This window comes from Nonomuraea sp. NPDC048892 (genome assembly GCF_040649735.1).
GTDB lineage: Bacteria > Actinomycetota > Actinomycetes > Streptosporangiales > Streptosporangiaceae > Nonomuraea > Nonomuraea maheshkhaliensis.
Genome location: NZ_JBEZFZ010000001.1, coordinates 783,145 through 805,660 on the forward strand (window position 1 = coordinate 783,145; position 22,516 = coordinate 805,660).

General features: G+C 71.1%; 21 protein-coding genes. 7 read left to right on the forward strand and 14 right to left on the reverse strand.

Going from position 1 to position 22,516, the window contains the following annotated elements; genetic code table 11:
- Position 1: 1 nt before the first annotated feature.
- Positions 2 to 427 (forward strand): hypothetical protein, encoded by a 426-nt coding sequence (locus AB0C28_RS03885; RefSeq protein WP_346107304.1) that lies wholly within the window; start codon positions 2 to 4, stop codon positions 425 to 427.
- Between the two features lie 22 nt (positions 428 to 449).
- Here AB0C28_RS03885 and AB0C28_RS03890 read toward each other — a convergent pair whose 3' ends face one another.
- Positions 450 to 803, reverse strand: a complete 354-nt coding sequence (locus AB0C28_RS03890) for a hypothetical protein (RefSeq protein ID WP_357838924.1) — start codon at positions 801 to 803, stop codon at positions 450 to 452.
- Between the two features lie 73 nt (positions 804 to 876).
- On the opposite strand from AB0C28_RS03890, the gene AB0C28_RS03895 reads away from it, so the two are divergent.
- Positions 877 to 1,404, forward strand: coding sequence for a DUF6886 family protein (locus AB0C28_RS03895; RefSeq protein WP_357838921.1), 528 nt, complete (start codon positions 877 to 879; stop codon positions 1,402 to 1,404).
- 89 nt (positions 1,405 to 1,493) lie between these two features.
- Here the strand turns inward: AB0C28_RS03895 and AB0C28_RS03900 are convergent, their stop codons facing one another.
- The 8 genes from AB0C28_RS03900 to xylA form a co-directional block, all read right to left on the reverse strand.
- Complete coding sequence (locus AB0C28_RS03900; protein ID WP_358073017.1) at positions 1,494 to 2,456, reverse strand: 2-dehydropantoate 2-reductase N-terminal domain-containing protein; 963 nt, start codon at positions 2,454 to 2,456, stop codon at positions 1,494 to 1,496.
- 118 nt (positions 2,457 to 2,574) lie between these two features.
- Complete coding sequence (locus AB0C28_RS03905; RefSeq protein WP_357838915.1) at positions 2,575 to 3,306, reverse strand: glycosyltransferase family 2 protein; 732 nt, start codon at positions 3,304 to 3,306, stop codon at positions 2,575 to 2,577.
- A 403-nt stretch (positions 3,307 to 3,709) separates the two neighbouring features.
- On the reverse strand, positions 3,710 to 5,341 hold the full coding sequence (lysS, locus tag AB0C28_RS03910; RefSeq protein ID WP_357838912.1) for a lysine--tRNA ligase: 1,632 nt from the start codon (positions 5,339 to 5,341) through the stop codon (positions 3,710 to 3,712).
- 40 nt (positions 5,342 to 5,381) lie between these two features.
- Positions 5,382 to 5,603, reverse strand: a complete 222-nt coding sequence (locus tag AB0C28_RS03915; RefSeq protein ID WP_357838910.1) for a hypothetical protein — start codon at positions 5,601 to 5,603, stop codon at positions 5,382 to 5,384.
- 7 nt (positions 5,604 to 5,610) lie between these two features.
- Positions 5,611 to 6,960, reverse strand: coding sequence for a S8 family serine peptidase (locus tag AB0C28_RS03920; RefSeq protein WP_358073018.1), 1,350 nt, complete (start codon positions 6,958 to 6,960; stop codon positions 5,611 to 5,613).
- 145 nt (positions 6,961 to 7,105) lie between these two features.
- Positions 7,106 to 8,209, reverse strand: a complete 1,104-nt coding sequence (locus AB0C28_RS03925; protein WP_346107287.1) for a Gfo/Idh/MocA family oxidoreductase — start codon at positions 8,207 to 8,209, stop codon at positions 7,106 to 7,108.
- Positions 8,206 to 8,949: a sugar phosphate isomerase/epimerase gene (locus AB0C28_RS03930; RefSeq protein ID WP_357838903.1), complete on the reverse strand. Its 744-nt coding sequence runs from the start codon at positions 8,947 to 8,949 to the stop codon at positions 8,206 to 8,208. The genes AB0C28_RS03925 and AB0C28_RS03930 overlap by 4 nt, the downstream gene beginning before the upstream one ends.
- Complete coding sequence (gene xylA, locus AB0C28_RS03935) at positions 8,946 to 10,097, reverse strand: xylose isomerase (RefSeq protein WP_357838900.1); 1,152 nt, start codon at positions 10,095 to 10,097, stop codon at positions 8,946 to 8,948. Before xylA ends, AB0C28_RS03930 begins: the two co-directional genes overlap by 4 nt.
- A gap of 89 nt (positions 10,098 to 10,186) precedes the next feature.
- Here xylA and AB0C28_RS03940 point away from each other — a divergent pair, with 89 nt between their 5' ends.
- Positions 10,187 to 11,299, forward strand: a complete 1,113-nt coding sequence (locus AB0C28_RS03940) for an ROK family transcriptional regulator (protein ID WP_357838897.1) — start codon at positions 10,187 to 10,189, stop codon at positions 11,297 to 11,299.
- Between the two features lie 28 nt (positions 11,300 to 11,327).
- Here the strand turns inward: AB0C28_RS03940 and AB0C28_RS03945 are convergent, their stop codons facing one another.
- From AB0C28_RS03945 to AB0C28_RS03955, 3 genes are all read right to left on the reverse strand, one after another.
- Positions 11,328 to 14,342 (reverse strand): GH92 family glycosyl hydrolase, encoded by a 3,015-nt coding sequence (locus AB0C28_RS03945; RefSeq protein WP_358073019.1) that lies wholly within the window; start codon positions 14,340 to 14,342, stop codon positions 11,328 to 11,330.
- Between the two features lie 135 nt (positions 14,343 to 14,477).
- Positions 14,478 to 14,990 (reverse strand): DUF3592 domain-containing protein, encoded by a 513-nt coding sequence (locus AB0C28_RS03950; protein WP_358073020.1) that lies wholly within the window; start codon positions 14,988 to 14,990, stop codon positions 14,478 to 14,480.
- A gap of 130 nt (positions 14,991 to 15,120) precedes the next feature.
- Entirely contained in the window at positions 15,121 to 15,900 is a 780-nt protein-coding gene (locus AB0C28_RS03955; protein ID WP_358073021.1) for a helix-turn-helix domain-containing protein, read from the reverse strand.
- Between the two features lie 83 nt (positions 15,901 to 15,983).
- Between AB0C28_RS03955 and AB0C28_RS03960 the strand changes: the two genes are divergently transcribed.
- Positions 15,984 to 16,877, forward strand: coding sequence for an NmrA family NAD(P)-binding protein (locus tag AB0C28_RS03960; RefSeq protein ID WP_358073022.1), 894 nt, complete (start codon positions 15,984 to 15,986; stop codon positions 16,875 to 16,877).
- Positions 16,878 to 16,898: 21 nt separating this feature from the next.
- On the opposite strand, the gene AB0C28_RS03965 is transcribed toward AB0C28_RS03960, so the two are convergent.
- Positions 16,899 to 17,726 (reverse strand): aminoglycoside phosphotransferase family protein, encoded by an 828-nt coding sequence (locus AB0C28_RS03965; protein ID WP_357838880.1) that lies wholly within the window; start codon positions 17,724 to 17,726, stop codon positions 16,899 to 16,901.
- Between the two features lie 225 nt (positions 17,727 to 17,951).
- Here AB0C28_RS03965 and AB0C28_RS03970 point away from each other — a divergent pair, with 225 nt between their 5' ends.
- Genes AB0C28_RS03970 through AB0C28_RS03980 form a run of 3 tightly spaced genes read left to right on the forward strand, consistent with a single transcriptional unit; the run spans position 17,952 to position 21,356 of the window.
- A complete protein-coding gene (locus tag AB0C28_RS03970; protein WP_358073023.1) occupies positions 17,952 to 18,878 on the forward strand; it encodes an acyltransferase domain-containing protein in 927 nt (308 codons plus the stop codon).
- 29 nt (positions 18,879 to 18,907) lie between these two features.
- On the forward strand, positions 18,908 to 19,552 hold the full coding sequence (locus AB0C28_RS03975) for a class I SAM-dependent methyltransferase (protein ID WP_358073024.1): 645 nt from the start codon (positions 18,908 to 18,910) through the stop codon (positions 19,550 to 19,552).
- 34 nt (positions 19,553 to 19,586) lie between these two features.
- Positions 19,587 to 21,356, forward strand: a complete 1,770-nt coding sequence (locus AB0C28_RS03980) for a hypothetical protein (RefSeq protein WP_358073025.1) — start codon at positions 19,587 to 19,589, stop codon at positions 21,354 to 21,356.
- On the opposite strand, the gene AB0C28_RS03985 is transcribed toward AB0C28_RS03980, so the two are convergent.
- Positions 21,340 to 22,455: a hypothetical protein gene (locus AB0C28_RS03985; protein ID WP_358073026.1), complete on the reverse strand. Its 1,116-nt coding sequence runs from the start codon at positions 22,453 to 22,455 to the stop codon at positions 21,340 to 21,342. The genes AB0C28_RS03980 and AB0C28_RS03985 overlap by 17 nt on opposite strands.
- Positions 22,456 to 22,516: the final 61 nt, after the last annotated feature.

Genomic DNA, 22,516 nt, shown 5'->3' on the forward strand with positions numbered 1-22,516 from the left:
TGTGCGTCTTCCGCGTTCTTTCTCCGGCTGGACCATGTGGGTCTTCGGCGTGCTCGCCTTCGCGCTCGGCCTGCTCGGCCTGATCTCACCCGGAACCCTGCTCGTCATGCTGGGCTTCGAGGTGCTCGACGTCAGGGCCGCCGGGGACTACACGCTGGTCTATATGGCCGCCTCGTCCATGGCGGCCGTCAACATGGGCGTCTACTACGTCTTCGCCGCGGCGGCCGACTACACGCCGTTCTTCCGCTGGACGGTGCCGTTCCGGCTGGTGACGTTCACCGTCTTCACCACGCTGGTGGTCACCGGCGCGGCGCCCGCCGAGTTCATCGGCGTCGGGCTCTGGGAGGGGCTGGGGGCGGTGATCACCGGGATCGCGCTCTGGCGCGAGGGCAAGCTGCTGCCCTCGCGCCAGGTGGCCGACGCCTAGATTCGCTCGGCCGCACGGCTGCCTACTGTTGCTCGCCGCGGGCGACGAGATGGTCGCCGTCGGACGCGGTGTGCTCGCGCTCCAGCTTCCGCTCCAGGTCGCGCTTCTCCTCCTCCAGCTGGGCCACCCGGCTGGAGGTCTCGGCCCTGGCGCTGCGCAGCCGGCGGCGCTGCCTGGCGGTCCTGCGCGAACCCGAGCCCATCAGCCACAGACCCAGCAGCAGTACGGCCGCGGCGGCCGCCCCCGCCAGGAACATGCCCACGTGGTTGAACTCGAAGGTGTAGCCGAACAGGATGTACCTGGCGCTCTCTTCCGAGAGCACCAGGGCGAAGGCACCGCCGGCGAGCAGGATCAGGATCAGTCCCAATACGATCATCCAACTCACCCCTTGTCGTAAGAGGGGTCTCCCCTGCCCCTAGATCGACGGTCCATGCGCGAAAATGGCGCTCATGAGACCTGAGCAGGGGGAAGTGCTGCATTTCTCGGAAGACCCCACCATCGAACGGTTCGTCCCGCACGTGGCGCCGACCAGCGTCCGCAGCGAGCCCTACGTGTGGGCGGTCGGCTCGGAGCGCTGCCCTGACTACTGGTTTCCGCGCGCCTGCCCGCGGGCGATGGCCTGGGTCGGCTCCCGCACCACCGAGGAGGACCGGGACAGGATCATCGGCTCGGGATGCGGCGAGCGGGTGCACGCCATCGAGTACGGCTGGCTGAAGGCGATCATGGACGTGCGGCTGTTCGCCTACCGCCTGCCCGCCGGCACCTTCGCGCCCATCGGGGACCCGCCGCACGCGGTCGTCTCGACCGTCCCCGTGCGGCCGCTGGGCCCGCCCGAGCCCGTGCGGGATCTGTTCGAGCTGCACGAGGAGGCGGGGATCCAGCTCAGGGTGCTGGACAATCTGTGGCCGTTCTGGAACGAGGTGACGGCCAGCACCCTGGAGTTCAGCGGGATCAGGATGCGCAACGCGCGCCGGTGAGCGGGACCAGGGTGCGGGACGCCCGCCGGTGAAGGGGCAGGGTGCGGGATACCCGCCGGTGAAGGGGATCAGGGCCGCGACCGCACCGATCAGACCGCGGAACGCTCCTCGATGAGGGCGAGCAGGCTCTGCGCGGGCATCGAGCCGGGCGGCAGCTTCTCGCGGGCGACCCGGTTGGCCTCGCGCCTGAGCACCTCGTTGACCGGCGCCGGGACGCCGTGCTCACGGCCGATGAGGACGATCTCGCCGTTGAGGTAGTCGGTCTCGATCGAGCCGCTGCCCCTGGCCAGGCTCTGCCAGGACGATCCGCCGGTGCGCTCCATGCCCTCGATGGGAAGGATGTCCACGTTGTGGCCGCGTACCTCGGCCTCGTCCTCGGGGGTGGCGTACGGGATGCCGGCGGCCTCCAGCACGTGCTTCGCCTCGGTCCTGGCCAGCCGGGCCACCTCGGTGCGCTCCGGCGCCTGGCCGATGAGCGCCTCGACGGCGTTGCCCAGGTTGCTGAGCAGCTTGCCGTACTTCCAGCGCATCACCTCGGGCGAGCTGCGGGCCAGGAGGCCGTGCTTGCCTAGGTCGGTGACGATCTGCTCGCCGAGGTCGTCCACACCCTGTGGATAGCGGCCGACGTGCAGCATCCCCGAGTACGGGTGCCCGGAGGCGGCGATGGCGCCGGGGTGCGGGATCTGGGCCGGCAGCCACACGCACATGCCGTAAACCCGCTCGAACCGCCGCAGCGCCATGCGCTCGTTGGCCACGCCGTTCTGGGCGCACACCACCGGCAGGTCGGAGGACCAGGGGGCCAGCGCGGCGATCGTGTCCTGCGACTTGGTCGCCACGATCAGCACGTCGTCATCGCGCGTGGGCACGGGACCGTCGGCGGCGGGGACATGGAGGGTCTCGTCGGAATCGGGCGTGACCAGGCGCAGCCCCTCATGCTTGAGGGCCTCGTAGTGAGGCCCTCGCGCGATGAGCAGCACATCATGCCCGCCCTGGTGAAGGCGGGCTCCGATCGTGCCCCCGACTGCTCCTGCTCCGATCAGTATGTAACGCATTACCCGAGGATGTCACTCCTCACTTGCCACGTGCCACCGGGGCCCTGCGCCGTCACCTGGCGGGTGTCGTCCGGACCTGGGGCCGTCATCTGGCGGATGTCGCCTGCGCCCGGTGCCGTCACTTGGCGAGGGCCACTTGGGCGGCCTGCGCCGTCACGGCGGTCCCGCGGGTGCGCTCGCGCCAGATCGTCCTGAGCACGCGCCAGCCGTCGCGCACCGCGTGCAGGTTGCTCACGCCGTGGATGCGGGAGCGCTCGTGACTGGGGACCTCGCGGATGACCAGGCCGGCCTGGGCGGCGCGCACGTTCATCAGCGTCTCGATCTCGAAGCCGTCGCAGTCGAGGTCGAGCACGTCGAGGTGGCGGGCCCAGAAGGCGTTGTAGCCGTAGCAGAGGTCGGTGTAGCGGGTGCGATAGAGGACGTTGGTGATCCCGGTAAGGACCTTGTTGCCGAGCGAGCGGATCGGACTGAGGTCGTCCGAGCCGCCACCAGGGGCGTACCTGGAGCCCTTGGCGAAGTCGGCGCCGTTGATGAGCGTGGCGACGAAGGAGCGGATCTCCCTGCCGTCGGTGGACCCGTCGGCGTCGATCATGACGATGATGTCGCCCCGCGCGGCCTGGAAGCCCTCGATGAGCGCGTTGCCCTTACCGCGCCTCGTCTGCACGACGACCCGGAGGTCGGGGCGCAGCCTGCGCGCGACGGCGATGGTGTCGTCGGTCGAGTTGCCGTCGACCAGGATCACCTCGTCGATCCAGTCGGGCAGCGTGGCGAAGACATGGGGAAGATTCTCGGCCTCGTTCATCGCGGGGACGATGACACTGACGCTGGCGGCGAAAGGCTGCTTGTTCATGTAAGTAAGGATCTCCCGAACGCATGCAGTCCGCTTGAAAGCGCCTTGCATAGATCACGTTAATCGGGGATCAGGAGGGATTCTCGCTTCTTCCATCCTGGAAAGGATCTCCGCAACGGTCTCCTCGACCTTTTGCCGGGAGGTGTCCAGCCATAGTCCAATGCGCGGGGTTTCGAGCCTCCGCATCGCGCTGACCTGGGTGGTCGTGCGCGGCGTCCATGAATGGCTCGCTCCGATAAACCGTTCCAAAACTGTGACAATAACTATGTAGCGAACTAATGGCGTGAATCCGGCATCTCACTACATGTCAGCCATAGTGGTGGCTATTCGGTGCTGTCGGCATACGAACTCTGCTACTGATTACGGTGTCGTCCCGGCCTGTGCATGATCAGGACGACACCGTTCACGCGCCCACCAGCTTGCGGACGCGGCCGGCGCCCACCGCCATGAGCAGCGTGGGCAGCCTGGGGCCCGTGTCGCGGCCGACGAGGAGCCGGTAGAGCAGGGCGAAGAAGGCGCGCTGTGCCGTCTTCAGCTCAGGGGTGGCCTTGGCGTCGGCGGGCAGCCCGGCCTGGAGCTTGGGCACGCCGTACACCAGCGCCGTCAGCCCCTCCAGCGTCCAGTCGTCGAGGCCGTCGGCGAGCAGTCGCAGCCCCTCGCGCTCGCCGGCCCCGAGCGAGTCGAGCAGCTCCTGGTCGGGCGTTTCGCGTACGCGCGTGCGCTGGTCGGCGGGCACGTGGTCGTCCACCCAGCGCTGGGCGCGGTCGAGCCGGGGCCGGGCCGCGTCGAGCGATTCGACCCCGTCGAGATCGCTCAGGATGCGCAGCGTCTGCTCGGCGTGGCCGGTCGTGATGTCGGCCACGGAGGCGAGCGTGCGATAGGACACCGGGTGCGGGGTGGCGGGCAGCGGGCCGGAGGCGGTGCGCACCGCCCGGTTGTAGGCGGCCAGCTCGGCGGGCTGCGTCTGCCCGGCGGCGACTTTGCGGCCGAGGGCGTCCCACTCGTCGTAGAGCCGCTGGATCTCCTGGTCGAAGGCGATCTTGAAGGACTGGGCGGGCTTGCGGCGGGCGTACAGCCAGCGCAGCACCGGCGCCTCCATGATGGCCAGCGCGTCGGACGGGGTCGGCACGTCGCCCTTGGAGCTGCTCATCTTGGCCATGCCGGTGATGCCGACGAACGCGTACATGGGGCCGATCGGCTGCTGCCCGCCGAACACCTCGCCGACGATCTGCCCGCCGACGATCCACGCCGATCCCGGCGAGTGGTGATCGACCCCGGACGGCTCGAAGATCACGCCCTCGTGGGCCCAGCGCATCGGCCAGTCGACCTTCCACACCAGCTTGCCGCGGTCGTGCTCGGCCAGGCGCACGGTCTCGCCGAAGCCGCACTCGCAGGTGTAGGCCAGCTCGGTCGTCTCGTCGTCGTAGGCGGTGACCGTGGTCAGGTCACGCTCGCACAGGTCGCAGTAGGGCTTGTACGGGAAGTAGTCCTCCGGCTCGGAAGCCTGCCCGGATGCCTGTCCGGACGTCTGCTTGGTCCGGTAACGCGACAGCACGGCGTCGATCCTGGCCCGCTCGCGCACCGCGGTCAGGATCTGCTCCCGGTAGGCGCCGGAGGTGTACTGCTGGGTCTGGCTGATGCCGTGGACCTCGACGCCCAGCTCGGCCAGCGCCTCGATCATCGGCGACTTGAAGTGCTCGGCCCAGTTGGCGTGCGGGCTGCCGGGAGGCGCGGGCACCGAGGTCAGCGGCTTGCCGATGTGCTCGGCCCACGACGGGTCGATGCCCGCGGGCACGCGACGGAAGCGGTCGTAGTCGTCCCACGACAGCAGGTGGACGCACTCGCGTCCGCGCCGCCTGATCTCGTCGGCGACCAGGTGAGGCGTCATGACCTCGCGCAGGTTGCCCAGGTGGATCGGGCCGGACGGGCTCAGCCCGGAGGCGCAGACGATCGGGCGGCCCGGGGCGCGGCGTTCGGCCTCGGCGATCACGTCGTCGGCGAACCTGGAGACCCAGTCGGTCTCGGCACTGTCCATCGCGCCATTCTTGCGGTTCCGCCGAGCACAAGCCAACGCGTTAGACATCCCCCGGCTCCTGCGGCTCGACGCGGGGATCGGCGAAGACAGTCGCGAGGTCGTGGCTTACCCGCCTGGCCGCCTCCTCGGTGACGCGCAGCACCTGGAGCCCGGGGGCGACCGCCACCAGCCCGTAGTCCGCGTCGGCGTCCTCCTCGGACAGGCCGAGCAGGCACAGCGCGTCGGCGAGTGTGGCTTCCTGTGGCAGTCGCACCTGGATCATGGCCATGTCAGGCGGCGCGGGTCCGGTTCTGCCGGCCGAGGGCGGCCAGGACGGCGAGCGGGTCGATGACGCCGTACCCGTAGTCGTGGTCGAAGCCGACCGTGCTGCGGTCGTCGGCCGTGCGGTGCAGCAGCGTGCGCAGCTGCGAGGGCGACAGCTCGGCGGCGGACCTGCGCGTGCGCACGGCCGCGACCACCCCGGCGGCGACGGGGCAGGAGGCGGAGGTGCCGGTGTCGGCGTCCCCGACGGCCTGCGAGCCGGCGAAGTGCGTGTACGCGCACAGATCGGGCTTGCGGTCCGACAGCCGCCCGGGCCCCTGCGAGGAGTAGTCGACCCGCTCGCCCAGCGTGTCGACGCCGCCCACCGACAGCACACGCGGATGGGAGTTGGCGCCCACGATCGTCCGGTCGGGGTAGCCGCAGCGCTGGTCGGGGCAGTCGCCGCCGCAGTTGCCCGCCGAGAACAGAATGTCGGCCCCCTCGCCCTCCAGGCTGCCGACGATCACGTTGAACGGGTGCGCCGGGTTGTCGGAGTAGTTGCCCGGATGGCCCGGCGGGAAGTCCATGCCGGGCGTGAACAGCCCCCAGCTGTTGCTGACGACCAGGGACCTGGACTCGGCGGGCATGGCCCTGATGACGGAGCCGAGATGGGCGTAGGCGGCGACGGCGTCGGACAGCAGGCCATCCACCCCCGACCCCGGCTGCCTGCTGAGCAGGACCGGGATGTCGAGCAGAGTCGCCTTGGGGGCGGCGAGCAGCACGTCGAAGGCGCACATGGAGCCGTGGGAGACCGGGTAGCGGCCCGGGGTCTTGCGCACTCCCGTCGGGCTCCAGCTCCGGTCGGCGTCCACGGTCACGTCGTGGCCGATGCGCGCCCCGACGTGGTCGGCGTTGACGCCGGTGTCGACGACCGCGACGCACACGCCCTCGCCGTCATGGCCGGCCGCCCACAGCTCGGACGCGTGCAGCAGCCGCCTGACCTCTTCCCAGTCGCCCACGGGCCCGTCGCCGCCGCAGGCCGGGTGCGGCTGGATGGCGGGGTCGGCGAAGACGCCCGCGACCTCGCGTACGGAGGAGGACAGCAGCACGGACCGCGTGGACAGCTCGTCGTCGGGGATCTCGCCGCGCACGAGGACGGAGGCGTCTTCAGGCGCGTGCGAGAACCCCACCCGCTGGTGCAGCGACAGCGGCGCGCCGTGGGCGGGGACCGGCCGCGGCACCGGCACCGGTGTGTACGCCTCGTCGAGCAGGACGCCCGGCAGCTCGGTGACGACGTCGGCCACCGAGCTGCGGACTCCTGGATCGATCACGGACGCGACGACGTCGGGAGCCGGGCGGAGCTGGATCAGTACGCGCATGGATTCCCCCTTGGGATTGCAGTTACCGAGCGATTACGCAATGTAGTGATGCCCGGTCATCCCATGGGGATTCCTATGTGAAACGGGTATGTGACTTTCCGTCGGCTGGGCGGAGGAGGTCCCCGCCGCCCAGCCGGCGAGAGCGTCAGGTCAGCGTGGCCGCGTGCGGGTCCCAGTCCGCCGGCAGCGGCTCCGGCGCGGTCGTGGAGGAGGAGATGGCGCGAAACTCCGACCGCTCGCCCGACTCCGTGATGGCCGACATGAGTTCGAGCACGTGGTGGGCCAGCTCGCCCGAGGCGCGGTGGGGTGTGCCCGCCCTGATCGACCTGGCCATGTCGAGCACCCCGATGCCGCGCCCGGCCGTGGTCCCGGTCACCGGCAGCTCCCGCCAGTCGCTGTCGGTCAGCCCGCGGGCCAGCAGCGGGCCCTCGAACGTGTTGGGGTCGGGCAGCGACAGGGCGCCCTCGCTGCCGATGATCTCGATCATGCGGCGGTTGACGGCCGAGTCGAAGCTGAACGTGGCCGCCGCCGTCGCCGTGCCGGGGAAGTCCAGCAGGGCGTTGACGTGGGTGGGCACGTCGACGGGGAAGATCGTGCCCGCCTTGGGCCCCGATCCGACGCTCCGCTGGTCGCGGGCCCTGCGCGTGCCGGCCGCCACCCGAGCGACGGGGCCGAGCAGCGACACCAGGGCGGTCAGGTAGTAGGGGCCCAGGTCGAACAGCGGCCCGGCGCCCGGCTGGTAGAAGAACTCGGGGTTCGGATGCCAGGACTCAGGACCCATGCTCTGCGTGGCGGCCGTGACCGCGACCGGCGTGCCGATGAGGCCGGAGCGCAGGGCGTGCAGGGCCGACTGCAGCCCGGCGCCGAGGAAGGTGTCGGGGGCGCCGCCCACCCGAAGGCCACGGTCGGCGGCCTCGGCCATCACCTTGGCCGCCTCGTCCATGTTCATGGCCAGCGGCTTCTCGCCGTACACGTGCTTGCCGGAGCGCAGGCTCTCCAGCGCGACGGCCGCGTGCGCCGAGGGGACGGTGAGGTTGACCACGATCTCGACCTCGGCCAGCGAGAGCACCGCGCCGAGGGTGCCCGACACCGGCACGTCGTGCTCCCTGGCCACGGTTGCGGCCCGGTCGGTGTCGAGGTCCGCGACGGCGACCACGCGCACGTCGGGGAAGGAGTTGAGGTTGCGGAGGTACTGGCCGCTGATGACTCCGGCGCCGACCAGTGCGACGCCGACCGGGCCGTTGCTCAAGAGCGCTCCAAGGAGGTGAGGTAAGCGTGGCTGTCCGCGAGCGCGGTGAAGACGTCGGTCGCGCACTCATCGAGCTCGACGACGCGCCAGGCGCCCGGCGCGGCGGCGAGGATCTCGGGCACGGGCATGACGCCCGCGCCCACCGCCGTGTGCGGCTCGCCCTTGACGACGGGGCCGTCCTTGACGTGCAGCGCGTCCACCCGGCCCGCCAGTCGGCCGAGCAGGGCGGGCACGTCGGCGCCGCCCACCGCCGCCCAGTAGGTGTCGATCTCCAGGAACACCTCGGGCGCCAGCAGGTCGGCCAGCACCTCGATGGCGTGCCGGCCTTCCACCAGCGGTTCGAGCTCCCACCAGTGGTTGTGGTAGCCGATCCGCATCCCGGCGCCCGCCGCCTGCTCGGCCAGGCCGTTGAGCAGGTCGGCGGCCCGCTGCAGGCCGTCGCGGGTGGTGAACTGCTCGGCCGCGATGCCGGCCGGGACGATCACCTGGTCGGTCCCGAGCGTGGCGACCGCGTCGAAGACCTCCGCCGGCTCCCGGTTGAGCAGCGCGGACGCGTGCGTGCCCGACACAGTGAGCCCCAGGTCGTCGGCGACCTGGCGGAAGCCCTTCGGGTCATTTGTGGGGTCGTAGGGCTCGACGGCCCGGTATCCGATCTCCGCGATCCGCCTCAGCACGGCATCACGGTCGGCGGCCAGCGGTTCCCTGACGGTGTAGAGCTGGACACTGATCGGTCGAGTCATCCGCGTACCCCCATGAGGTGCTCAAGCGCGAGCTGGTTGAGGTGGGTGAAGTGGAAGCCGCGGGCGGCGGCCGCCTCCGGGTCGAAGTCGTCCTTGGCCAGGTCCTGCCAGGTCTCACCGGCGGCGAGCGTGGACTGGCCCAGCTCGTCCACCCGCGAGGCGCTGATGGCCTGCTGGACCTCGGGGTCGGCGCGGAAGGCGCGCGCCTTCTCCTTCAGGATCAGGTACGTGCGCATGTTCGCCGCCGCCGAGACCCACACGTCGTCGGCGTCCTCGGTGCGCAGGGGCTTGTAGTCGAAGTGACGGGGGCCGTCGTAGCCGCCGTTCTCCAGCAGGTCGACCAGGAAGAAGGCGCTCTTCAGGTCGCCGTGGCCGAAGACGAGGTCCTGGTCGTACTTCGGGCCGTGCTGGCCGTTGAGGTCGATGTGGAACAGCTTGCCGTGCCACAGCGCCTGGGCGATGCCGTGCACGAAGTTGAGCCCGGCCATCTGCTCGTGGCCGACCTCGGGGTTGAGGCCCACCATCTCAGGGTGCTCCAGGTCGTTGATCAGCGCCAGTGCGTGGCCGATCGTGGGCAGCAGGATGTCGCCCCTGGGCTCGTTCGGCTTGGGCTCAAGGGCGAAGCGGATGTCGTAGCCCTTGTCGATCACGTACTGGCAGAGGAGGTCCAGGCCCTCCTTGTAGCGGTCGAAGGCGGCCTTGACGTCCTTGGCCGCGTCCGACTCCGCGCCCTCGCGCCCGCCCCAGCAGACGTACGTGCGCGCGCCCAGCGAGGCGGCCAGGTCGAGGTTGCGCATGACTTTGCGCAGCGCGTACCGGCGGACGTCGCGGTCGTTGCTGGTGAAGGCGCCGTCCTTGAAGACGGGGTGGGTGAACAGGTTCGTGGTGGCCATCGGGACCTTCATGCCGGTCTCGTCGAGGGCCTTCCTGAAGGCGGCGATGGCCTTGTCGCGGTCGGGCTCGACGGCGAGCAGGTCGTCGTCGTGGAAGGTGACGCCGTACGCGCCCAGCTCGGCCAGGCGGTGCACGCTCTCGACCGGGTCGAGCGCCGGGCGGGAGGCGTCGCCGAACGGGTCGCGCGCCTGCCAGCCGACCGTCCATAGGCCGAAGGTGAAGCGGTCGTCAGGGGTGGGTGTGTAGGTGGACATTGTTGTGCGGCTCCTTGTTTAGTCCATAATCTGTACATAATCCTGAGGAGGTGACCGGGGTGTCGTCAAGAGGGGTCCGGCATGATTCCATGCGCGCCCGTAACCTGGCCGTAGTCCTCGCGACCATTCACCGATCAGGACCGCACACCCGCGCGGAGCTGGCTGAGCGGACCGGGCTGACCAAGACGACCGTGTCCAGCCTGGTCGCCGACCTCATCGAGGCGGGGGCGGTGAGCGAGAGCGGCGCGGTGCAGAAGGGCGAGCGGGGCCGGCCGGGCATGGCGGTGAGCCTCAGCGGGCACCGCGTGGCCGCGCTGGGGCTGGAGATCAACATCGACTACCTGGCCGCGTGCGTCGTCGACCTCACCCGTACCGTACGGCTGCGCCGGACCCGGCCCGCCGACAACCGCAACTCCGACCCCGCCGCGATCCTGGAGGGGCTGCGCGTCCTGGCGAAGGAGATCACGGCCGAGGCCGAGGCGGCCGGGCTGCGGGTGATCGGCGCCGCGCTCGCCGTGCCCGGCACGGTCGAGGGCGGGGTGCTGCGCAGCGCGCCGCATCTGGGCTGGCGCGACGTGCGCGTGGACGGCCTGGTGGAGTTGCCCGTCACGATCGACAACGAGGCCAATCTGGCGGCGCTCGGTGAGCTGTGGTTCGGCTCGCGCGAGAGCGACTTCCTCTACGTGTCGGGCGAGATCGGCATCGGCGCCGGTCTGGTGGTGGACGGGGCCGTGTTCAGGGGCACGTTCGGGCTGGCGGGCGAGCTCGGGCACGTGGTCGTCGTACCGGACGGGCCCGCGTGCCGGTGCGGGGGGCGGGGCTGCCTGGAGGTGTACGCCGGCCAGGACACCCTGCTGGGCGAGCTCGGCTCGGTGGGCGAGCTGGTCGCGCGGCTGGAGTCGGGCGACCCCGGGGCCGTGCGGACCTGCGAGCGGGCCGGGCACGCGCTCGGCGTGGCGCTCACCTCGGCCGTGCACCTGCTGGACCCCGGCCGGATCGTGCTCGGCGGGATCTACGCGCCGCTCTACCGCTGGCTGGAGGGGCCGGTCTCCGATGGGCTGGGGGCCAGGCTGGCGCAGATGCGCGGCGCGCCGCCCGCCCTCGTCGTCTCCGGGACCGGCCCGGACGCCGCCGTGCTGGGGGCGGCCGGGTCGGTCATCCAGAGCGTCATCGCCGACCCGGCCCAGCTGCTCGGGTTGTGAACGCTTCGGTCAGGGTCTGGTGCTTCTGTCAGGGTCTGGTGCTGAGGGCGAAGACCTTCAGGTTGGGCGTCGCGGGGCTGGTGAACGAGACCGCCTCGCGGGCCGGATCGGCCGGCACGGAGACCCGCCAGATCGTCACCTTCCGGCCGTCGGCCGTGCCGTTGACGTTGTAGCGCGTGCCGGCCGTGAGCGCCGCCGTCTCCCCGAAGTGGGCCGACGCGGCGGCCCAGTCCGTCACCTTCAGCGGGGCCGTGGAGGTCGTGCCGTCCGCGTACGTGATCGTCAGCTCCGTCTGCTGGTCACCGTTCACGGCCGTGACCAGCAGGTCGAACGCCTGGTAGCGGCCCTTGGACAGGTAGGTGCGCTGGCCGCGCAGGCTGTGGAAGTTGCCCGCCGTGCCCCTGGTGTCGGGGATCAGGAACCCGTCGTGCGCGCCGGGAGCCGGCAGCTGCTCGGCGGGGAAGCTCCAGCCCTTGCCGTCCAGGTTGCCCTGCGCCTTGGCGTCGGCGGTGGCGACGCCGTCCACGTCGTACTGGAGCCGCTGGGCGCAGGCCGCGCCGACCGGCTCGCACGGCCCCGGCAGGTTCGGGATCGCGTCCTGCGCGGCCGGTACGTGATCGACCGGCAGGTCGGCCGCACCCGTGGCCCACGACGTGTTCGGGGCCGCGCCCACGTTGACGACCACCTCGCCGCCCCGGTTGAGCAGCGACTCCGGCAGCCATGAGCGCGTGTACGGCCGGCCGTTCACCTTCACGTCCTGGACGTAGATCGCGTCCGCGGACGCCTGCGGCGCGCTCACCGTGATCGTGCGCCCGTTGCCCCGGTTGATCCACGCCTTCGTGAACATGGGGCTGGACAGCAGCATCTCCGCCCGGCTGGGCACCTGGGGATACATGCCGAGGGCGGCGAAGACGTACCAGGCGGACATCGTGCCGAGGTCGTCGTTGCCCGGCAGGCCGCTGGGGCCCGTCTTGTAGACCAGCGCGGCCATCGCCCGTACGGTCTCCTGCGTCTGCCACGGCCGGCCGAGCGCGTTGTAGAGCCACGGGACGTGGATGCCCGGCTCGTTCGTGGGGTCGTAGCGGAAGCCGTCGCCGCCGGTCGCCCACGAGCCGTCGGCGCGGTGGAAGAACGCGTCCAGCCGCTCGGCCGCCCGCTCCCTGCCGCCCATCGCCGCGGCCAGGCCCGACACGTCGTGCTGCACCATCCACGTGTACGTCGCGCTCGTGCCCTGCGCGAAGCCGGAGTCGGAGGTGGGCGAGAACGGCCACTGCCAGCCGCCGTCCGACCTGCGCGCCTGCTGGTAGCCGCCCTCCACGCCGGCCTGCGGGTTGAAGGTGTTACGCCACCAGCTCGCCCGCGGCAGCAGCGCGGCCCGTTCCTCGCCGCGCCCGATCCGCCCGGCCCAGTCGGCGAGCGCGAAGTCGGCCGTCGCGTCCTCCAGCGTCTCCGCCGCGCCACCCCAGCAGTGGCAGGTGTCCTGCGGGGCGTAGTGCAGGCGCAGGTGCTCGGCCAGGTTCGGCCGCTGGCCCTCGCACTGGCCAGGACAGCCCTTGTCGGACAGACCGGACTCGTGCGGGACGGTCGCCTGCCGGTAGAGGGAGTCGAAGGCCCCCTTCACGTCGAAGTTGCGCACGCCGAGCGCGTGGAAACCGGCCAGCGCGGGCGCCGACGGGTCGCCGGTCATGACGTGGGTGGGGCCGTTGACGTGCACCCACCGGTCCCAGACGCCGCCGTTCTGCCCGGCCAGGTTGAACAGGGACTGGGCGTAGTCGCCGGCGACGTCCGGTTCGAGCAGGGCCAGGAGCTGGGTGTGGGCGCGGTACTGGTCCCAGCCGGAGAAGTTGCCGTACTGCGCCCGCTGGCCGCGCGCCAGCCGGTGCACCTTGCCGTCGCTGCCGAGGTAGGTGCCCGCCACGTCGCTGGAGACGTTCGGCTGCAGGTAGGAGTGGTACATCGCGGTGTAGAACGTGGTCAGCAGGTCCGCGGAACCGCCCGCCACCTCGACCGAGCGCAGCCGGTCGTTCCAGGCGCGGGTGGCCCTGGCCGCCACCGAGGCGACGTCGTCGTGCCGCGACACCTCCTCCGCCAGGTTCCGCCTGGCCGCGTCGAGGCTGGTGTAGGAGATGCCGACCTTCATGCGTACGTCGGCGTCGGAGGCGGTGTCGAAGCTGACGTACCCGCCGGAGCCCCTGCCCGCGCGGTCGGCGCCGGTCGCGTACCCCTCGCCGCCGCTCGCCGTGGTCGTCCCGGGCTTCAGCTCGCCGTTCACCCACGTGCCCGTGCCGGAGAAGGCGCGGTCGAACGTGGCGGCGAAGTGCAGGCGATAGTAGCTCTTGCGGTTGTTCACGCCGCCGTTGGCCCGCCGGCCGCAGAACGCGCCCGTCAGGACGGAGCCGGTGACCGTACGCCGGGCCGGGTCGATGCTGATCTCGGCGTCCTCGCTGCCGTTCAGCGAGTTCGACACCCGGAACAGCAGGCTGGCCGGTGACCCCTTCGGGAAGGTGAACTCGCCCACGCCCGCGCGGGTGGTCACCGCCAGGTCGGTCTTGACGCCGGAGTCCAGCGTGACGGTGTAGCGGCCGGGGCTCGCGCTCTCACGGTCGTGGCCGAAACCGCTGGCGTAGACCGCGTCCTTGGTGTCCGCCGTCGGCGACGAGGTGACCTCACCCGCGAACGGCATGATCGGCACGTCCCCGGCCGCTCCCGGATGGCAGCCGGCGCCGTTGACATGGGTGAGCGCGAACCCGCGCACCCGTGGCGTGTTGTAGGCGTAACCGTTGGCGCCGGCGGCGTTGGTCTGGTCGCCGGCCGTGTTGGTGGGACTCCACGAGATCATCCCGAACGGCATGACGGCACCGGGGTAGGTGTTGCCGCCACCCGCCGAGCCGATCAGCGGATCGACGTGCCGTACGGGATCTTTGACCTTCGCGGTGCTTGTGGCCTGGTGGAGGGTGGGAGCGGCGGCTGCGGGCGCGGCGAGACCGGCGGCGAGAAGCGCGCCGGCCATCGCGGTGGCGAGCCACGAGCGGGGAGAGAACACCTCGTGATCACACTGCTCCACCTTAACCAGACGATGAACACCCCAGTAAGCAGGGAAAAATCTTCACCCCGCACGCCCCGGTCTCGCGCCACCGTTGTCGTGCGGCGGCGCGGGATCCCGCCGGGCCGGCCGTTGTCAGTTGTCCAGGTCGAGGCCGGGTGGGCAGGCGGCGGGTTGGAAGGAGCCGTCGGCCTGGCGGATCTCGCACTGCGCCGGGCCGCCGCCGCTGCTGCCCGTCGTGACGTCCGTGACGCCGGAGAAGGCCGAGAAGAAGGCCAGGCCGATGCCGAGCGCGATGACCCCGGCGACGATCCCGCCGTAACCGGCGGCCGTGTCGGCGGGCATGGCGCTGGTCGGGTCCTGCGGGTCGTAGAGGACCTCGGTCGCGTTGCCGACGCCCAGGTCGGAGGCGGTGGACGCCTCCGTGGTGATCTCCCGCCCGTCCACGGTGGTGAAGGTCAGGACCGGCCGGTGCGTGGCCTTCAGGCCCTCACCCCGTCCGGCGAACGTGGTCCGTACGTCACTCACGACGCCCGGCACCCGCAGCGCCCGCTGCGCGAACCGCTGGAAGCCGATCAGCCCTTTGACCGACACCCCGATGACCACGATGCCGAATGCCACGAACAGGAGCGGAAAGTACTCGAACACGCCTTGCACCGCGGACCCCCTTGAGTCGTCCTGTTCATTTAGAGGCTCATGGGGCCACAGAGGTTTGCGTCACGCGCCGACTTTTCCGCCCGTCATACGTGTTGATCAGCGGATACGGCCTGCCGCTCGTTCAGCCGGCCGGACCTGACCCCGCACCGCCGTCCTCACCGATGCGGCGGCGGCGGGCGCGCTGCCGGCAGGTCGGGCCGCAGTAGCGGGCCGGCCTCCCGGTGGTCCTGGCCCGTAGCCGAGCGCCGCACTCCACGCAGTGGCCGGCGCCGGTTTCGTGACGCTGAAGGGCACGCGTGTCACGAAACGTGGAAGGTTCCGTGACGGCGGGGGTGCGCAGCCCGTCCAGCAGCACCCGTACCAGCTGAGTGCCCCGAGCCCGGTCCCGGTGCGCCGCCCGCAGCGCGGAGCCGCCGACGGCCAGCGCGGCCAGGTCCTCGACCCGCACATCCGCGCGGATCGCGCCGGCCCGCTTCGCGTCGTGCAGCAGGTGCTCAAGGGCCTCGCGGAACCGCTGTGCCGCCGCGGCCAGCAGAGCGCGCGGCCAGCTCTGGTCGGCGGTCAACGCGTCGCAGACGTGCCGGCGACCGGCCGACTTCTCGATCACCTCGAGCAGGAACCCGAACAGCGCGTCCCCGGGCGCGGCGCGGGCGGCCCACTCGCCCGCGGCGACCACGAAACCCTGGACCTGCTCGGCGAGCACCGCCTCGACCAGGATCTCCTTGCTCGGGAAATGCCGGTAGACGGTCCCGGCGCCGACTCCGGCGCGCTGCGCGATCCGGCCCAGCGACACCTCCAGGCCCTCCTCGGCGAACACGCGCATCGCGGTACGCAGCACGATCTCCCGATTCCTGCGGGCGTCGGAGCGCCCGGCGACCACCGTGCCCGGTGCCACTGTCATGTCACGTAATCCTTGTCCGCGGATGAAAGGGGGTGGAGCATTCCGGATCGTTGTCAGTATCCACCGTCTCAGAAAGGGACGCCATGACGGACTCTCTCATCCTGGTCACCGGCGCCACCGGCAAGCAGGGCGGCGCCACCGCCCGGCGGTTGCTCGCCGCGGGCCGGCCGGTGCGAGCCCTGGTGCGTGACCCGGCCGCACCCGCCGCGGCCGCACTGGCCGCCGCCGGCGCCCAGCTCGCACGCGGCGACTTCGACGATCCGGCCGGCCTGCCGCCGGCACTCGACGGCGTCACCGCCGTGTTCGGCATACCGCCGGTGCGGTTCACGCCCTCAGGACCCGATACGGCGCTCGAAGCGGCCCGCGGCCGGGCGCTGATCGACGCGGCCGCCGCCGCGGGAGTCGAGCAGGTCGTCTTCAGCACCGTCGCCTCGGCCTCCGCCGCTTCGCCGGGCTGGGAGGGGAAGGTGATGATCGAGGAGTACCTGCACGACCACATCCCGCTGTCCACCGTGCTGCGTCCCGTCCGGTTCATGACCAACTACCTGAGCGACAGAACGTTCGCCATCGACGGACTCGCCAACGGTGTGCACCGTCATCTGTTCCCCCCGGACGAGCCCATGCAGATCATCGCGCTGGAGGACATCGCCGACTTCGCCGCGCTCGCGTTCGCGGAGCCGGAACGGTTCGCGGGCAGGACCCTGGAACTGGCCGGTGACCAGCCGACCCCCGTCGAGGCCGCCGCCGCGATCACCGCGGCCACCGGCTTCCCGATCCGGTACGAGCAGCTCACCGACGATGAGGCCGCCGCGATCAGCGCGGACATCGCCGAGACCAGGAAACGGTGGATCGCCGGTCACCGCTGGCACGCCGACATCGAGGCCCTGCGCGTGATCCATCCCGGGCTGCGTACCTTCGCCGACTGGCTCACCGAAGGCGGCGCCGCCGCCATCCGAGCCCGCCTCGCTCCGTCCTGACCGCCCATCGTCCTCGACGGCTTACGGGGTCTCGTCCAGCCAGGCGACGATGCTGCGCGCGTACACGTCGACGTTCGTCAGCGGGCGGCCGTCGAGCACCCCGACGAGATGCCCGACCCCGATCGGGGCGTCGTAGATCCGGGCTCGCCGGTAGGTCTCGGGGTCCACGGCCGCCTTGACGTTGTCCCAGCCGTGCCAGGCCATCAGGGCGGCGTCGATCGCCGGGTCGAACAGGTGGGCCTGATCCCAGTCGAGGACCCCGATCAGGCGGCCGTCGGAGCTCCAGTGCACGTTGGCGCCACCCAGATCGCCATGAACCAGCACATCCGGTACGGGCTCCAGATCCCGCGCCGCTTCGAGCCCCCGGCGGCACTCGTCCCGCCACCGGTCGGGCAACCGCGGCACCACCTCGTCGAGCAGCCCCTCAGCCCATCCCGCCGCCCTCGGCACGTGCAGCAGCCCTCGCAGCCGCGGAGTGACGGGGACTTCCCGCACCGCGCGCAGCAACGCCCCGATCTCGCCCGGATCGCCCTGCCCCTCGGGCAACTCCGCGCCCTCGATCCACGACACGGCGACCGCCGCCCGCTCGCCGAACCAGGTCACCGGCGTCAGCGGCTCCGGCACCGCGAACGGTAGCCCGGCCCCGGCGACCTCCCGCAGCACCTCCACGCGGCGGGGCATCTCCCGCGCCGACGACGGCCGCCTGCTCACCCGTACGGCCGCGGTGCCGGGAACGAGCACGACGTGATGCAGATTGCCGCCGCCGACCCGAGCATCCGCGAGGGAATGTCCGGGCAGGAGCGCGGCGGCGATCTCCAGCAGTTCGCCGGGGGTGGGATCAGTGGTCATGTCCTCACGTACATCCAGGTCGAGACATCCAGGTGGAGCATCCAGGTCGAGGCGGACTTCCGGACGGCCTCGACGTCGCGGCTGAGGCCGGCACCGGATGGTCAGGGTGTCGCGGCCGGGGCCGGCACGCGGGCCGGAAGCAGGATGTCATGCTGGCAAAGGTTCCGCACACACCGTCTGCCCTCCGCCACCTCGCGAGCGATGAGGCGTCGTAGTGTGGCGCACATGCTCGATCTTCCTTCGGACGCGGAAGCGGTGCGGCTGCTGGAGCGCCTGGGCGTCTCGTCCCGGGACAGGGACGAGACGCTGGCGGCGCGGCCCGACCCTCAGGGGCACCCGGAGCTGTGGCGGAGCCTGGAGCAGTGCCACCGGGACCTGACCTCGCATCTGGGCGCGGCGCTCCCGGCCGACGGATATCGCGCTTTACCGGCTTTCCCCGCCGACGCCGGCCCGGTGGCCCTTCATCTCTACGTCTGGCTTTATCTCGCCGTCCTGCCGCGGACGCTCCGCTATCACGCCGAGCGCGGCATCGACCGCCGGACGTCCTGGGAGACGCTGTCCACGCTCGGGCCCATGATGGCCGAGCACCGGTCCGTGCACGGCGTGGGTGGGGTCGGCGGATTCGACCAGTGGTGCCCGCCGCTGAAATTCCGGGGCACCGAATACAAGCTCGGCCGCCTGGAGTACGACCGCGGCCACGGCGAACGCCCGGACGGCACGACCGGATCCGTCCTGCACTTGCACATCCCGTCCGGCACGCCGCTGTCCCCGGATTCCCGCGACGAATCGTTCGACCTGGCGCGAACGTTCTTCGAGCGCCATTTCCCCGACGAGCCGGTCTCCCACTTCGCCTGCCATTCCTGGTTGCTCGACCCGCAACTCGCCGAATATCTCCCCGAGCGGTCGAACATCCTGCGGTTCATGCGCCGCTTCACCTTGAAGCCCCTGACGTCGGGCGACGCGGATCTCGCGGACGGCGACCTGCTGGAATACCTTTTCAGCGAGCCGAGCCGGCAAGAGCCGGTCACCGAAAGCCGGCTCGCGGATCTGCCCCAGGGAACGTCCCTGCAGCGGGCGTACGTGGCCCACCTTCGCTCCGGACGCAACTGGCGGGCACGCACCGGCTGGATCCCGTACCGGACGGCTCGCTGACGCCGATCGATGGGCTACAGTCGTCCGCCATGGCCGAATCCTCCTCCTACCTGACCACGACCGCGGACGCCTACGACGCCGTCGCCCAGCTCTACGCCGACCTCGTCCGGGACTCGCTCGACCGCCTCCCCATGGACCGCGCGATCGTCTCCGTGTTCGCCGAGCTCGTCCGGGCAGGAGGACCCCGTCCCGTCGTCGAGGCCGGCTGCGGGCCCGGGTACATGACGGCGCACCTACGGGACCTCGGCCTGGACGCCTTCGGCATCGACGTGTCTCCCGCGCTGCTCGACATCGCCCGCAAGGACTATCCCGGCCTGCGTTTCGAGCTCGGTTCGATGGACGCCATCGACGTGGCGGACGGCGAGCTGGGCGGCCTGCTCTCCTGGTACTCCGCCATCCACGTCCCGCCGCCGCAGCTGCCGTCGTACTTCGCCGAGTTCCGCCGCGTGCTGGCCCCCGGCGGTCACCTGCTGCTCGGGTTCTTCGAGTCCGAGGGCGGGCCGGTGGAGGAGTTCGACCACAAGGTCACGCCGGCCTACCGGTGGCCGATCGACGAGCTGGCCGAAATGGCGCGTAAGGAAGAGTTCGTCGAGGTGGGGCGGATGTTGCGCGAGCCGCTGGAGGACGAACGTTTCCGCCGCGGCCACCTACTGATGCGCCGGCGAACCGCCTGAGCCCTGGGGCGGCGGCGCACTAAGATCGCGTTCCATGTCTTCGGCTGGTTTATGGCGGATCATCAGGCTTGGAGCGGTAGGTCTGGTTCTCGCGGCGGCGGTCGCGGGGCTCGTTCTCGGCGACGAATGGCTCTGGATGGCCGTCGAATGGTCGCCGCTGGGCGGTGTGTGGCTCTACACGGACGCGGGATTCGACACCCCGACGACGGTGACACTGATCGTGGCCGCCCCGGTGAAGGCCGCGCTCCTGTGGCTGATCCTGCGCACCCCCAGGCGGGGAACGCTGGACCGCCGGGCGAAGGCGCTGCGCGCGCTGCTGTACCTGATGGTGGCCTACACCCTCGTGCTGTGGTTGCCGATCGAGCTGCTTCCCGACGTGGTGGACGCGGTGTTCTCCCTCGTCCTGTGGGCCGCTGTCTACGTGCTCTACCTGCTCGTCATCCGCTGGCGGTCTCCCGGGTTGCGTGCGGCGGCCGGAGTGGTGTTCGCGGTCGAGCTGGCACTGACGGCCAACGGCGTCCTCGACCGGCTGGACCTGCCGGAGTTCGGTCCGAGCGACGTCCTCGCGGTGAGCTCGGCGCTGAGCCCGGTGGTGGCGACCGTCCTCACGGTCGTCGGGCAGTGGCGCGACGGCCGATGGAGCCGCGGCACGCTGGTCGCGGGGTGGTCGTCGGTGGGCCTGTACGCGCTCATCCTCCCGTTCGACCGGCTCATGGACGAGATCTTCCGCGACGGCACGGTGGCGATGCCGGTCGTCTGGAACACGATCGCGCTCGTCACCACCGTGTGGCACGCGGCGACCGCCCGTGAACTGGCCGCCGAGAGCCGCCCGGCGGCCGGCCCTTCGCCCGCGCGGCGGCGGGTGAACCGCGTTCTCGTGGCGGCGGTGACCGTACTGCCGCTCACCGTGCTGATCCAGCCGGAGGAGGCCGCGCACCTCACGTACAGCGGCGGGTCGAGCGACTGTTACTACCGGCCGGCCTTCGGCGACCTGAAACCGGAGGAACGCGACGCCGCGTTCCTCTGCCGGGCGCGCAGCACAGAGGGCGGGGTTTCGCCCATGTTCCCGGACAGCATGTCCGACCAGGCGATCCTCGCGTACGGGCGGGTGTTGTGCCGGACGGACGACCGCGACGAGCAGCAGGCGATCTTGGCCCGCGCCGGGAGCACGCGGTCCACCTGGGGCGTGGATTTGTGGGACCTCGTCTACGTCTGCCCGGAGACCGTCGGCGCGACCCGACCCGACCTGCTGCGCTCGACCGCGGAGACGCGGGCGGACTACGCCGATGACATCGCCGAGGCGAACGCGAGGTGCCGCGACCCGTGGCCGCGGACGAAGGGCGTCGTCCAGGCCACGGCCAACTATTTCCTGTTCGTCGACGGCGACCCCGGCTATCTGGTCTACGACCCTGAGCTCGAAGAGGCGGCGGAGGAGGCGACGGACAGGAGCTACGACGACAGCACCGGGATCGGGGTGGCCGGCACCGCGGCGCTCGTCGGGCACGTCGCGGACGTCTCCGACGTCTGCCTGACGGTGAAGGCGTTCCGCACCGCGCCGCCACCGCGGACGGCGGGCTGGGACCAGGTCAGCGAGGTGCCGCTCATCAGCCGCAGCGGCCGGCTCAGCGTGCCGGAGATGGACGGGGGAGAGGTGGGCGCGGGCGCCCCGATGCCGAACCTGGCGATCAAGGGCAAGGGCCGTTACCGGCTCCGTGTTTATATCCGGGTGAATGACGTGGCGGAGGAGCATCTGGTCGTCGTGTTCCCGGGCGCGTCGAGGAAGAAGCTCAAGCTGAAGTCGTGAACGGCCTGCGGCCCTGTCGAACCCTTGCTGGTGTCCGGCAGTGGCGGCAGCTTCCCCGGCGGCGCAGGGCGTAGGCGTACGCGGCGAGGCCGAGGCCCGCGCCCCAGAAGATCCACAGCACCCCGGGCGCGTTGAGGCCCCACGATTCGCCCAGGCCGGCATCGAAGCTCATGCGGAGGTTCATGAAGCCGGCGGGAATCGCGGCGAGCGCCACGAGGGTCGCCGGGACGACGGCGAGCGCGGGCGGCACCCGTTGGCCCGCCCTGAACCAGATCCAGCGCGGATAGACCTCGCCCCAGTGCCGGGTCAGGCCCTGGGTCAGGACGGCGCCGCCGATCGAGGCGAGCGCGCAGCCGAGACCCACCTCCAGCATGCCGGGCGTCTCCCGCATCATGCGGAGGAAGTCGTCGGTGATGCCGAGCGGGATGCCGGCGTACCAGGCGATCCTGGTGATCTCGTACGGGACCGGTGCGGCGCAGGCCACGTACACGGCCCACCGGCCCCAGCGGCGCGCCGCCTCAGGAGTGGTCCAGCGCGCGATCGTCGCCTCGCCCCGGCCGCAGTGCGCGCAGACCTGCCTGGTACTGGTACGCCGCTGGTAGGCGAGGGTGGTCAGGGCCCACAGGACGCCGATGACGAAGAGGATGATGAGGTTCGTCCGGTGCCAGTACAGGATGTCCCCGATGCCCTCCTGCGGTCCGGGAACGCCGGTGAAGGCGAACACCAGCAGCAGGGGTGAGAAGGCGATCAACGCGAGCAACGAGAAGTCCGGAATTATCAGGACAAGCAGCCCGGCCAGACCCCACCCGAAGCCGATCAGCGCCTTACGCACCCCGTTTCGTCCCCACTGCCGAGTCATCGTCAGGGCCGCGACCGTACCGATCAGCCCGACCACGGCCATGACAGGCGCGACGGCCCCGGCCTCGCTGCCCTCAAGGATCGAGCCCGACGCGAGGTCGTCCTCGACGGGCGCGAACGGAAAACCACCGCCGCCCATCGCCCAGAACACCCCCAGCGCTCCGTAGAGCGCCGACCCTCCTGCCGCGGCATACCCCGACCACACCGGCCAGTGCGCCGACCAGCGAAACCATCGCCTCATCACGTCCACCACCTCCTCGGCCCAGCATCGAGGAGCCCGAGGCCACCGGCCGAGGTGCCGA